The sequence below is a fragment of the Flavobacterium saliperosum genome, assembly GCF_900100625.1.
In the GTDB taxonomy this organism is placed as follows: domain Bacteria; phylum Bacteroidota; class Bacteroidia; order Flavobacteriales; family Flavobacteriaceae; genus Flavobacterium; species Flavobacterium saliperosum.
This window is the reverse complement of sequence record NZ_FMTY01000001.1, coordinates 224,130-236,856: the sequence shown is the minus strand read 5'-3', so window position 1 is coordinate 236,856 and position 12,727 is coordinate 224,130. Positions and strand designations below refer to the sequence as shown.

10 protein-coding genes are annotated in these 12,727 nt (G+C 38.5%); 7 read left to right on the top strand and 3 right to left on the bottom strand.

Going from position 1 to position 12,727, the window contains the following annotated elements:
* Positions 1-27 precede the first annotated feature (27 nt).
* On the top strand, positions 28-339 hold the full coding sequence (locus BLQ05_RS01175) for a DUF3467 domain-containing protein (RefSeq protein WP_023575314.1): 312 nt from the start codon (positions 28-30) through the stop codon (positions 337-339).
* 318 nt (positions 340-657) lie between these two features.
* A complete protein-coding gene (locus tag BLQ05_RS01170; RefSeq protein WP_162147772.1) occupies positions 658-2,514 on the top strand; it encodes a T9SS sorting signal type C domain-containing protein in 1,857 nt (618 codons plus the stop codon).
* A 55-nt stretch (positions 2,515-2,569) separates the two neighbouring features.
* On the opposite strand, the gene BLQ05_RS01165 is transcribed toward BLQ05_RS01170, so the two are convergent.
* Both BLQ05_RS01165 and BLQ05_RS01160 read right to left on the bottom strand, forming a co-directional pair.
* A complete protein-coding gene (locus BLQ05_RS01165) occupies positions 2,570-2,785 on the bottom strand; it encodes a hypothetical protein (protein ID WP_023575312.1) in 216 nt (71 codons plus the stop codon).
* 64 nt (positions 2,786-2,849) lie between these two features.
* Positions 2,850-4,439: a peptide chain release factor 3 gene (locus tag BLQ05_RS01160; RefSeq protein WP_023575311.1), complete on the bottom strand. Its 1,590-nt coding sequence runs from the start codon at positions 4,437-4,439 to the stop codon at positions 2,850-2,852.
* A gap of 252 nt (positions 4,440-4,691) precedes the next feature.
* Between BLQ05_RS01160 and BLQ05_RS01155 the strand changes: the two genes are divergently transcribed.
* The 3 genes from BLQ05_RS01155 to BLQ05_RS01145 all read left to right on the top strand — a co-directional run bounded on the left by BLQ05_RS01155 (position 4,692) and on the right by BLQ05_RS01145 (position 9,100).
* Positions 4,692-6,662: a peptidylprolyl isomerase gene (locus tag BLQ05_RS01155; RefSeq protein ID WP_023575310.1), complete on the top strand. Its 1,971-nt coding sequence runs from the start codon at positions 4,692-4,694 to the stop codon at positions 6,660-6,662.
* A 43-nt stretch (positions 6,663-6,705) separates the two neighbouring features.
* Positions 6,706-8,070 (top strand): peptidylprolyl isomerase, encoded by a 1,365-nt coding sequence (locus BLQ05_RS01150; protein ID WP_023575309.1) that lies wholly within the window; start codon positions 6,706-6,708, stop codon positions 8,068-8,070.
* Between the two features lie 76 nt (positions 8,071-8,146).
* Positions 8,147-9,100: an AAA family ATPase gene (locus BLQ05_RS01145; protein WP_023575308.1), complete on the top strand. Its 954-nt coding sequence runs from the start codon at positions 8,147-8,149 to the stop codon at positions 9,098-9,100.
* 69 nt (positions 9,101-9,169) lie between these two features.
* On the opposite strand, the gene BLQ05_RS01140 is transcribed toward BLQ05_RS01145, so the two are convergent.
* A complete protein-coding gene (locus BLQ05_RS01140; protein WP_035653837.1) occupies positions 9,170-10,306 on the bottom strand; it encodes a hypothetical protein in 1,137 nt (378 codons plus the stop codon).
* A gap of 34 nt (positions 10,307-10,340) precedes the next feature.
* On the opposite strand from BLQ05_RS01140, the gene BLQ05_RS01135 reads away from it, so the two are divergent.
* The gene (locus BLQ05_RS01135) at positions 10,341-11,495 is read left to right on the top strand and encodes an acyltransferase family protein (protein WP_074460081.1); all 1,155 of its coding nucleotides are present in this window, start codon (positions 10,341-10,343) and stop codon (positions 11,493-11,495) included.
* Positions 11,482-12,585 carry an acyltransferase family protein gene (locus tag BLQ05_RS01130; protein ID WP_035653835.1) on the top strand — a complete coding sequence of 368 codons (1,104 nt, stop codon included), beginning with the start codon at positions 11,482-11,484 and terminating at the stop codon, positions 12,583-12,585. Before BLQ05_RS01135 ends, BLQ05_RS01130 begins: the two co-directional genes overlap by 14 nt.
* The last annotated feature ends 142 nt before the right edge of the window (positions 12,586-12,727 follow it).

The following is a 12,727-nucleotide window of genomic DNA, read 5'->3' as shown; positions in this document are numbered from 1 at the left end:
TAGCATAGTATTTAAAACCAAAAGAAAATGAACGATAAAAACAATCCACAAGGGCAAATCAATATTGAGTTAGACGAACAGACTGCCGAAGGGACGTATTCCAATCTGGCCATAATCAATCACTCCAATACGGAATTTGTTGTCGATTTCGTAAGTATTATGCCTGGGGTTCCCAAGGCCAAAGTGAAATCAAGAATTGTATTGACACCGCAACATGCCAAAAGACTGTTAATGGCTTTGGGAGAAAACATCCATAGGTTCGAAAGTGCTCACGGTGAAATCAAAGAAGCGGAACAACAGCAACTGCCGTTTAGCTTTGGTCCTACAGGTCAAGCTTAATAATACAAAAAGCCTTTCGTTCCGAAGGGTTTTTTTGATTAGAATATTTTGATTATCAGTTTTTTATAATTATGTTTGTGTGTTCGATGTTTTTCTGTTTTTCCTAAAATTAATAGTATGATTGAAAAAAATCTTTTAAAAATAACATGGTTATTTGTTTTAACTATGCTATTGTCTTCCAATACTTTTGCTCAATTACAAATAATAACCAATCTAAGTAATTCTACTTCTGATGTGTGTCTTAACAGAAGTAAAAATTTATCGGTAGGGGTTAGGCAGGGGAATTGTTCTCCTTTCGACGGAAATTTAAATTCGGCAATGTTTACATGGCAAATTGAGTCTGCTCCGGGTGTTTGGGTTGATATCAATTCTTTTCCTATTGCTGGAGTAACCTATTCGATAAATAAAACATTTAATACGGCTCAAACTCAGATAACAGAAAGATTAACTGTGAGTTTTGGTTGGAACACTCAGGAGGGAATTTATAAATACAGATCTTTGGTTCAGGGAAGTGGCGGATGTTCTGTTGCAACTACCTTGACAGAATCTATTGCAATACAACCTAATAAATGGATTGGTGGCGTGAATGATGATTGGGATAATTCAACTAATTGGAGTTGTGGTCGTGTCCCGGGAATTAATGAGCGGGCTGTGATTGAAGGAACAAATCCTTGTGTCGTTAATCGAAATAATTCAATTAAGGCACTTGAAGTTGTCAATGGTGCATCGCTTACAGTAAATTCAGGATTTAATTTTACGGTTAATGGTGTTGTTAATATCATAGGATCCGGAAATTTTACAATGCAGAATAATGCGAATTTAATTCAGTCCTCTTACGATGGTCCAAATATTGGAAATGCTAATATCAAACGGAATAGCTCCGCTTTGATGCGTTTGGATTATACTATGTGGTCATCACCGGTTTCCGGACAAAATCTGTTGTCTTTTTCTCCATTAACCCTTACCAATCGTTTTTATGAATATAATTCGGATTCCAATCTGTATGCCTCGATAGATCCATCGGCAACTAATTTTCAAACGGGTAAAGGATATTTAATTCGAATGCCCAACAATCATCCTACCACTGCTACAGTTTGGAGCGGATTGTTTACCGGGGTTCCCAATAATGGAAACATAGCTTTAAATTTATACAATGGAGGTGTTGGGAAAAAGTTTAATGCGATAGGCAATCCATACCCTTCGCCAATCAGAATGAGTTCATTTGTTAGCACAAACACAGGTAAGATTACAGGGACTTTGTATTTTTGGAGAAAGAGTAATAACGCTGCTACTGAGCCGGGTTATTGTACCTGGACAACCGCCGGTTTCGTAAGTAATGGCGAAGCGCAAGTGGTAAATCCTAATGGTATTATCCGAACCGGACAGGGCTTTATTGTTGAAATGTTAAATAATGAGACCAATGTGGATTTTAACAATTCCATGCGAATCGCTAATACGGCCGACCAATTTTTTAGAGAGGTATCAAATGAAGGTGAGTTGATTGGAAGTAAAATTTGGTTAAATGTAAATGATGGTGCAGGTTCAAAAAATCAAATGCTTGTCGGTTATTTTGGAGAGGCTACTTTAGGTGTTGATTATGGAATAGATGGAAAAGCGATTGAAGACGCTCCGGTTTCCTTAACAATGGATATTGCCGGGGAAAATTATCTTATTCAGGGCCGACCAACATTTACTACTTCCGATATTGTTCCGTTGCGATTTAAAACTTCCTATTCCGGTATGCATTCCATTTCTATTGATCATATGGACGGATTGTTTCTTGGAAGTCAAAATGTTTATTTAAAGGATAATTTGTTGAATGTTACCCATGATTTAAAAGCGGCGGCCTATGCATTTGCTTCCGATGCAGGAACTTTTGACAGTCGTTTTGAAATCGTGTACCAAGCGAACATATTAGGAACAAATCAAAGTGATTTTAACGAAAACACGGTAATCGTGTTTAAAGATGCAAACGGAAATCTGAATGTAAATGCCAATGGGGTCACATTGGACACCGTGGAAGTATACGATGTACAAGGCAGACAATTAACTCAAAAATCAAGCATTAACAGTACTTCTGCGTTGCTTTCCGGAGTAAGAGCCGAAAACAGCGTATTGTTTGTTAAAGTTGTAGCCGCTGATGGAGTGGTCGTGAACAAGAAAGTTGTATTTTAAGACGAATCCCATAATACAGAAATAAAAAAATCCACCAATCGGTGGATTTTTTATGTTAAGCGGTTTTGTTTTTTCGGTTTCGGAAATGATAAAAAGCAAATGCGATTCCAAAAACAGCCAACCAAAATAATTTACTGTTTATAGGAGCCGGAGGTGGATCGTCATCTTCAAGTCCGCCACTTCCGTCATCAGTTCCCGGTTGGGCAAACATCACAAAATCAGACAGGAATAAAAAGCTGAAAATGTATAGTTTCAATAAATTCGATTTCATAAATTCTTTATTTGGGTTGTAAAAATATAAATTAACTTTAAAAAATTGATTTTCAAAACGTTAATTATTCAAATTCTGAGGTGAAAAGTAATTTTACACTTGGATATTTACTCTGCGTCATCTGAATGGAAAAATCGGAATCGGCAAGGAAAACCAACTGTCCGAATTTGTCTTTTGCCAAAAACTTCTGCTTGATGCGTTTGAATTCGGCAAATTCCTCATTTTTAGGATCTTCCGGTTTTACCCAACACGCTTTGAATGCCGGGAAGTTTTCATAGGAACATTTTGCGCCGTACTCGTGTTCCAAGCGGTACTGGATTACCTCATACTGTAAAGCCCCAACGGTTCCGATTACTTTACGGTTATTCATTTCCAAAGTAAATAGCTGGGCTACCCCTTCATCCATTAACTGATCTACCCCTTTTTCCAGCTGTTTGGCTTTCATCGGGTCGGCATTGTTAATGTAGCGGAAATGCTCCGGAGAGAAGCTGGGAATCCCTTTAAACTGCATCAGTTCACCTTCGGTCAAGGTGTCTCCGATTTTGAAGTTTCCGGTATCATGCAATCCAACAATATCGCCGGGGTATGAAATGTCCACAATCTCTTTTTTCTCTGCGAAAAAGGCATTCGGACTCGAGAATTTCAGGTTTTTGCCTAAACGTACATGCAAATACGGTTTGTTTCTTTCGAAAGTTCCGGAAACAATTTTTATAAAAGCCAGACGGTCACGGTGCTTCGGATCCATGTTGGCATGAATTTTAAATACAAATCCGGAAAATTTGGGTTCGTCCGGTTTTACTTCTCGGGTGTCGGAATCTTTAGGTCTTGGTGACGGCGCTATTTCGATGAAACAATCCAACATTTCACGTACTCCGAAATTGTTCAATGCCGAACCAAAGAAAACGGGTTGTAAATCGCCCGCCAGATAAGCATCCCTGTCAAATGCCGGATATACTTCGCTGATCAGTTCCAATTCTTCACGAAGCTTGTTTGCCGGTTTTTCTCCGATGATTTTTTCCAGTTCCGGACTGTCAATGTCTGAAAAAGCAATGGTTTCTTCAATATTTTTACGACTGTCGCCTTCAAAAAGGTTGATGTTTTTCTCCCAGATGTTATAGATTCCCTTGAAATCATACCCCATTCCGATTGGAAAACTCAACGGCGTTACATGAAGGCCCAGTTTTTGTTCCACTTCATCCATTAAGTCAAAAGCATCTTTTCCTTCACGGTCCAATTTGTTAATGAAAACAATCATTGGAATTTTCCGCATTCTACAAACTTCCACTAACTTCTCCGTTTGTTCCTCAACCCCTTTCGCTACGTCAACCACAACGATAACGCTGTCTACGGCCGTTAAAGTACGGAACGTGTCTTCCGCAAAATCCTTGTGACCCGGTGTGTCCAGAATGTTGATTTTTTTGTCTTTGTAATTGAAGGCCAATACCGATGTGGATACCGAAATTCCTCTCTGGCGCTCAATTTCCATAAAGTCGGAAGTCGCTCCTTTTTTTATTTTATTGCTTTTTACGGCACCGGCTTCCTGAATCGCACCACCAAATAATAACAGTTTTTCGGTTAATGTGGTTTTACCGGCATCAGGGTGGGAAATAATCCCAAAAGTTCTTCTTCGTTGTATTTCTTTTTGAAAACTCATCAGACAAAAATTAGTGGGTGCAAAAGTAATTATAATTTGCGAGAACTCATTTTATTATCAAAAAAATAGCCATTGTGTCGTTATATTGAAGTTTGCGTATAATTTTTTGTTAATAGTAATCGGTATGGTTGTATAATAGCTTTGAATTGCTATTTTTGTTGGTTGCAAATCAGGTGTTCTTCATTTTGTGAAGGCCCTTTAAGAATTGCCGGTGATTTTTTTAAACTTCAAACTAAATAGTGTTATAAAAGAATGAAATTAAAACAGGTTCTATTAGGTCTTTTTATTGCTGCCAATGCAGTTTCTTTTGCTCAGGATAATAAAAAAGAGGTTCTTTTTACGATTAATGACAAGCCATATTACACTGAAGAATTTGCAAGGGTTTACAAAAAAAATCTGGATTTGGTAAAAGACGATTCGCAAAAAGACTTGAATCATTATCTTGATCTTTTTATCGGATACAAACTGAAAGTTGAGAAAGCGAATAAGCTCGGACTTCAAAACAATGCCAATTATCAGAACGAATTAAAATCTTACCGTACCCAACTTTCTAAAAATTACGTTACGGATTCGAAAGTTACCAAAGAACTTATTGAAGAAGCATACAAGCGTTCGCTGAAAGAAATTAAGGCCTCTCATATTTTATTTACATTGGATGAAAATGCCGAACCTGCGGATACTTTAAAAGTATACCAGAAGGCAATGGATGTTCGTAAGAAAATCGTTAACGGAGAGAATTTCGAAACCATAGCCGCACAATATTCGCAAGACCCTTCGGTGAAAGACAATAAAGGGAATTTGGGCTGGTTTTCAGTTTTTAGAATGGTATATCCATTTGAAAGTGCCGCCTATAAAACAAAAAAGGGAGAGGTGTCCCTGCCGGTCAGAACCCGTTTTGGTTATCATTTGATTAAAGTGAATGATGTTCGTGAGAACAGAGGTCAGGTGACTGTGGCACACATCATGACTTTAAACGGTCAGAATCCGACAGAAGCTGCTACAGCCAAATCCACAATAGAGGACGTTTATAAAAAATTGAAACAAGGCGAAGGATTTGAAAGTTTGGCACAACAATTTTCTCAGGATAAATCGACTTCCAATAAAGGAGGGGAATTGCAACGGTTCGGTTCGGGAGAATTGAGCTCGGAAGAATTTGAAGATGTGGCTTTTTCGTTGACCCAAAAAGGGGAGATTTCGATGCCGTTCCAGAGTCAGTTCGGATGGCATATCGTTAAATTGATCGAAAAATATCCCGTAAGACCATTTGAAGAAATGGAAGCTGAGTTTGATAATAAAATCAGAAAAGATGATCGCTCCCGTCTGATTAATGCTTCTATGAACGAAATGCTTCGTAAAAAATATCCGGTGAAAAGAAACGATAAGGTGTATAAAAAAATACTTCCTTTGGTAACGGATAAATACTATAAACAAGAATGGGAAGTGCCTTCAGTTGCAAAGGAGATGAATGAGCAATTGCTGACCGTCAATAACGATAAAACCGTTACGGCTTCGGTATTTTTAAATTACGTTGCTTCGCAACAAAAAGCGAACCATGCCATTAAACCCATCAGCAAATTGATGGATAAGTTGTATGCCAAGTTTGTGGAGGAACAATTAACAGGTTATTATAACGATAATCTGGAGAAAGAATTTCCGGAATTTTCAAATGTGATGGATGAATACAGAGACGGCTTACTCCTGTTTGATCTGATGGAAAAAGAAATCTGGACGAAAGCAAAAACCGATACTCTGGGACTGAAAGCATTCTACGAAAAGAACATTGCTAATTACCAATGGAAAGACCGCGTGGAAGCCAATGTGTTTTCATCCACGAAATCCGATGTGATCAAGAAAACGGAGAAGTATCTTAAAAAGAATAAATCAATTGATTTTATCAAAGAAACTTTCAATACAAAGGGAGCCGTTGAAATCATGGTGAAATCGGGAATTTTTGAAGTAGGCGATGCCGCACTCCCAAAACATCAGAATTTCAATGTGGGAATTACCGATGTGAGCCATGAAGGGAATTATTATTTTATCACCCAAATCATTAAAAAATTAGACAAAGGTCCGAAGAAACTCGAGGAAACCAAAGGGAAGGTAATAAACGATTACCAGCAATACCTGGAAGCAAACTGGGTTGGTGAATTGAAGAAAGAGTTTACGGTTAAGATTAACCAGGACGTTTTTAATAAAGTTAAGAGTCAGTTACAAACAAAATAACATATAAATTTAATACAAGCAGATGCCATTTAAAAAGAGAAACATGAAGTTGATAAACCATAAAGTTGCCCTGATTTTCGGAGTTGTAATCTGTGCATTCAATACGATGTACGCACAACCGGGTCAGAAAAAGAAAATTGATGGCGTAGTTGCTGTTGTTGGAGATTATGTTGTTTTGGATTCCGATATCGATAAAACATTCATCGAGTTACAGGCACAGGGTGTCGAAGTGAAAAACATCAGCCGTTGCGAAATGTTGGGCAAATTACTGGAAGACAAATTGTATGCGCATCAGGCGATTCAGGACAGTATCGTTGTGACTGACGGTGAGGTAAATGAGTTCATGAATTCGCAATTGGACCAAATGGTGGAACAGGTAGGGTCTGTAGATAAAGTAATCAAGTTTTACAACAAAAAAAACCTGGAAGATTTTAAAGCCTATTTCTTTGATGTCGTAAAGATGAACAAACTGACAACGCAGATGCAGCGTAAAATTGTAGATGAAGTTGAAATCACTCCGGAAGAAGTCCGAACTTTTTTCAACGCCATCCCAAAAGAAGATTTGCCAGTTTTCGGTGCTGAAATGGAAGTGGCGCAAATTGTCGTTAAACCGGTTATCAGTCAGGCGGAAAAACAAAAAGTAATCGACAAGCTAAAAGAGTTAAAGAAAGAAGTTCAGGAAGGTTCCAGTTTTTTCAGTAGAGCGGTATTGTATTCTGAAGACCCGGGTTCGAAATCCAACGGAGGATATTATAAATTGACCAAGAAGACGCAATTTGTAAAAGAATTCAAAGATGTGGCCTTCAGCTTGCAGGAAGGGGAAATCTCCGATCCGTTTGAAACGGAATTCGGTTTTCACATTATCTATCTTGAAAAAATACGCGGACAGGAATTGGACGTGCGTCATATCCTGATTTCACCAAAAGTTACCAACGAAGCTTTAACGGATGCCAAAACTAAAATCGAAACCATACGCAAGCGTGTTGTTGACGGTGAAATCTCGTTCGCAGAAGCAGCCCGTCAGTTTTCAGATGAAAAAGAAACCCGTAACAGCGGTGGTATTTTAATCAACCCAAGAACAATGGAGTCGCGTTTCGAATTGACAAAAATGGATCCGACCTTGTACAGCCAGGTTTCCGAATTAAAAGACAATGAGGTTTCATTGCCTTTGGTGGATGAGGAGCAAAACGGAAACAAAAAATACAAACTGATTACCGTTACCAATCGTTTCGAGGAACACACGGCAGATTTCGCTAAAGATTATTTGAAAATTAAAGATTTGGCCTTGAAAGAAAAGCAAATCAAAGCCGTGGCAAAATGGTCAGAAGAGAAAATTAAGGAAACCTATATCAAAATCAATGGTGAGTACAGAGATTGCGCATTCACTAACAATTGGTTGAAAAAATAAATTTTTTAAAAACAGCTAAAAGAGTTAGTTTTATGGAATCATAGATCTAACTCTTTTTAATTTAAACTATACTCAAATGTCGGACGTAGCAGCAATTCAGAATCTGGTTCAGAAACAAAAAGCGCTTAAAGAAGAAATTGCCAAAATAATAGTGGGTCAGGATGATGTGGTAAATCAGATTGTACTGAGTATTTTTTCAGGCGGTCATGCGCTTTTGGTAGGCGTTCCCGGATTGGCGAAAACCTTAATGGTGAATACGATTTCACAGGCTTTGGGATTGGATTTTAAACGAATTCAGTTTACTCCCGATCTGATGCCTTCCGATATATTGGGAAGTGAGATTCTCGATGAAAGCCGAAGTTTCAAATTCCTGAAAGGACCTATTTTCTCCAATATCATTCTTGCCGACGAAATTAACCGTACCCCTCCAAAAACACAGGCGGCCTTATTGGAAGCGATGCAGGAAAAAGCGGTGACTATTGCCGGACATCATTATAAACTGGATTTGCCTTTCTTCGTATTGGCCACCCAAAACCCAATTGAACAGGAAGGAACCTATCCGTTACCGGAAGCGCAATTGGACCGATTCATGTTTGCCATTAAATTGGACTACCCGAGTTTCGCTGAAGAAGTACAGGTGGTTAAAAGTACCACAACCGATTTTACCGTAAAAGTGAATCCGTTGTTTACCTCTCAGGAAATTATCGATTTTCAACAGTTAATCCGTCGCATTCCGGTAGCGGATAACGTAATCGAATATGCCGTTACTTTGGTTTCCAAAACACGTCCCGACAATTTGTTGGCCACAGCGTATATTAAAAACTATCTGGATTGGGGTGCCGGACCACGTGCGTCCCAAAACTTAATTTTAGCCGCAAAAACGAATGCCGCATTAAACGGGAAATACTCTCCGGATATTGAAGATGTTCAGGCGGTAGCTACCGGGATTTTGCGTCACCGTATCATCAAAAATTACAAAGCCGATGCGGAAGGTATCAGCGAAGAAATGATTATCAAGACATTGTTTTAGTACTGGTGAAAGAGAAAAAAGAGGGTGAAGTTAAAATTTCACCCTCTTTTTTTACGCCATTGAACGATTTTAAAACTTAGGTAATTTTACATCCAATTCCGAATCATAGAAGAAGAGGAACATACTGCCCATCATGTCCTGATCGGTTTTGGAAGTGTTGTCGGTTGTCATGACTAATTCATACTCGTGATTCCCATACAGCCAAACCCCTTTTTCAGAACTGAACGTCTGAATGTTTTGTAAACCGATTTTGTGTTTGTAATTGGACACCTTGCAGGTGAAAACCGTTTTGTTGCTCGTCTTGTCAAAGAGACTAATGGATGTCGCAAACGGATGGACATGAGGTGCTGAGAAATGCAGTCGGGCACTGTCTTTAATCTGTAGTTGTTCGGAAATCGAACTTCGGTATATTTTGATGCCGGTTGGAATTACCCAATGTCCGGAAAGCATGTTGCCGTTTTTATCGCAATAGGTGTGGTTTTTGGTTTCTACCGGAATACACTCGTTACTTCCTGGATCCAACGGGCCTTTGAAAGGGTCGTTTTTGTCGAACGGAAGCTGAATGTAAACCGTTTTGCTCATTAACGGTTTTTGTGTTTTGTTGTAGGCTTCATAATTCACCGAAACTTCGTGTTTCACTTTTTTAAAGATATCCGGTTCATTGTGGTTAAGCGTTTGTGTTGTCACGAACAGAAAATCTTTTCCGACAATAGGAACGCCGTAACCTTTCGGAAAATCAAAATGTTCCAATCCGTGGGATAACGAGGTCATTCGCGGGTATTGTTTTCCGATGCGGTCCGTCAGTCCCCAATGCGTGTAATACTGCGTGTCGTTGATGTCTACATTCATGTGACAGATGTAATCGTTAGACAGTTGTTGGTCGGTTTTGGCATCTACAGCTTTCACCTTAAATCCGGTAATCCACAATAACTTGTCGGATTGGTCCAGCTGAATGTAACGTGATGCTTTTGGGCCTTCCATTGATTTGTAGATTCCGTCAATAATGAAAGTGGGCGACAGCATTTTGTATTCTTTTTTACCGTTGTTTACCAGCCAGTCATTATCTACCAATCCGGTTTTATGCAACACAAAGGTCTTGACAATGGCTTTGTGGCGGTTGGTTAACTGCGAATACCAAATTACGCCACCAATAATTCCTAGTAAAGCCGCAACTCCTAAATATTTATATATCTTTGATTTTCTCATTTTAAAACGATAAGGAGCAAAAATAAGCAAAACTATGATTGATACTTCAATAAAGACAGATAATCGGATTTTCGGATTGGATGTGATGCGTGCGGTGTCAATTGCCATGGTTTTGTTTTCGCATTCGACCGTTATTTACCCTGAAAATGACGGTATTTTATCGAAACTCAAAGATCTCAGCGGTTTTTTCGGAATCGAATTGTTCTTTATTTTAAGCGGTTTTTTGGTGGGAAGTTCCATCTACAAGCTGTTCATTTATAATGAATACGGATTCGGAGAAGTGAAGAATTTTCTTTTTCGCAGAATGTTCCGAATCATTCCCAGTTATTATTTGGTGCTGATAATCAATATTATAATTTACATCTGTTTTGCTTTTTCGCTCCGGGAAGTCTGGAAATACTTTTTTCTGATGCAGAATGTCGCAACACCCATTCCTGCGTTTTTCCCTGAGTCATGGAGCCTACCTGTAAAAGAACTTGGCTATGTGATAGCGGTGCTGCTGCTTTACGTTTTCGTTACTTTTTTCAGTAATTTCAGCAGAAAGAAAATTTTCTTTTCGGTTATCTTTTCCATGCTTATCCTATCCTTTTTGGCGAAAGTGAATTACCATTTCCATTCGGACAATGTGGATTTATCGGTTTGGAGCCAGTCGGTGCGCGGTGTGATGATTTACCGTATGGATTCGGTCCTGGCAGGATTGCTTTTGGGATGTTTGTTTTTTGAACACCCTCATTTTTTTAAAAGAAACAAACTGCTATTTGCCGGATTCGGACTGCTGTTTTTCTTACTGTTCCTCGCTTCGGTAATGATTTTTAAATTGCGATTGGACAATGCGGCCTGGTTTTGGAATATCTTTTGTCTGCCATTGGCTTCCGTTATCGTTTTGATGCTTTTTCCGATGATGTTGGATTGGAAAAAAGGGCCGAAACGCTTGGTAACTCCTGTGAAATTTGCCTGCGACATTTCGTATTCCGTCTATCTGATTCATTACAGTATTGTGCTTTTTCTGATGATGCGATTGTTTGATCTGAAATCGTATTCCCAATCAGAATTGCACATTTTCACTTTGTCTTATCTCACGGTAACCTTGTTGCTGAGTGTTGTGTTTTATCATTTTTTTGAAAAACCAATAAACAAATACCGATTGTCGAATTTTAAATTACGCCTTATAAACTTTGGAAAAAAATAGAATTTTCGGTTTGGATTTGATGCGCGCTACAGCCATTCTGATGGTGTTGTGTTCGCATATTCTTTGGATTTACCCTCCCGGTATCGGTTTGCTTTCTCAGGTTTTTACCCTTTTCGGATTTTGGGGTGTCGAATTGTTTTTTGTGCTGAGTGGCTTTCTAATCGGGAAGATTTTATTCTATTCCTACATCGATCAGGATTTTACAATTCAAACTGCATTTCGTTTTCTTAAAAGACGCTGGTTCCGGACACTGCCAAATTATTTTTTAGTGTTATTGCTGAATATTGTAATCGCTTTGATAATAGGGCTTTCACTGTCAGATGTCGGCTATTATTTTTTCTTTTTTCAGAACTTTACCACGACCATGAAACCTTTTTTTCCGGAATCGTGGAGTTTGTCGGTGGAGGAATTTGCCTATTTGTTCGTCCCTTTTGCGCTATTGCTGACTTCCTTTTTAACCAAGGCTAAAAATAAATCCAAACGATTCATCAGTGTGGTTTTGATACTGATTCTGGTGTTTGTGATAAACAAGGTCGTTTATCAGTTTACCACCTCGAATACCACTTTGGAACAATGGAATGTATCACTCAAAGAAGTGGTTATTTACCGCATTGACTCTATTTTAATAGGAATTGCAGCTGCCTGGCTGAGTTTAAATTATGCGGAATTCTGGAAAAATAACAAAACAAAATTTGCCTTTCTGGGATGTGTTTTTATTGGGCTGATGTATGTTGGGGTAGGGTATTTCAGAATTCTGATTGACAGTTATCCGTTTTTTTGGAACGTTGTGTACCTGCCGATTACCTCCATCACATTCGCGTTGTTTCTTCCCTTTTTATCGCAATGGCAATCGGCACCAAAGTGGTTTTCAAAACCGGTGACATTTGTAAGTTTGGTTTCGTATTCGGTCTATCTTTTGCATTACAGTATTGTTCTGCAATTGTTGAAATATTTTATCGACACCACTCAATTTTCGTCATGGCAGTTGCACGGATTTACAATCGGTTATGTAACACTTACTTTTTTTCTGAGTTTTTTGTTGTACAACTACTACGAAAAGCCCATTATGAACCTTCGTGAGAAAAGGTAATTCTGCTGATTTGTCAAAAATCACCCCTGTTTTTTTGTGATTTGATAAAATAATTTTAAAAATTTAAGAATTCGTAAAAAATCTAAGAGATTGTATGGTTTCTTTGAAGTATATGCATTAAAATAGAACGTTTATAAATAAT

Excerpts from the sequence above, each read along its gene's own strand:
- BLQ05_RS01175 (WP_023575314.1), top strand. The coding sequence starts at position 28 with ATGAACGATAAAAACAATCCACAAGGGCAAATCAATATTGAGTTAGAC.
- BLQ05_RS01170 (WP_162147772.1), top strand. The coding sequence starts at position 658 with ATGTTTACATGGCAAATTGAGTCTGCTCCGGGTGTTTGGGTTGATATC.
- BLQ05_RS01165 (WP_023575312.1), bottom strand. The coding sequence starts at position 2,785 with ATGAAATCGAATTTATTGAAACTATACATTTTCAGCTTTTTATTCCTG.
- BLQ05_RS01160 (WP_023575311.1), bottom strand. The coding sequence starts at position 4,439 with ATGAGTTTTCAAAAAGAAATACAACGAAGAAGAACTTTTGGGATTATT.
- BLQ05_RS01155 (WP_023575310.1), top strand. The coding sequence starts at position 4,692 with ATGAAATTAAAACAGGTTCTATTAGGTCTTTTTATTGCTGCCAATGCA.
- BLQ05_RS01150 (WP_023575309.1), top strand. The coding sequence starts at position 6,706 with ATGAAGTTGATAAACCATAAAGTTGCCCTGATTTTCGGAGTTGTAATC.
- BLQ05_RS01145 (WP_023575308.1), top strand. The coding sequence starts at position 8,147 with ATGTCGGACGTAGCAGCAATTCAGAATCTGGTTCAGAAACAAAAAGCG.
- BLQ05_RS01140 (WP_035653837.1), bottom strand. The coding sequence starts at position 10,306 with ATGAGAAAATCAAAGATATATAAATATTTAGGAGTTGCGGCTTTACTA.
- BLQ05_RS01135 (WP_074460081.1), top strand. The coding sequence starts at position 10,341 with ATGATTGATACTTCAATAAAGACAGATAATCGGATTTTCGGATTGGAT.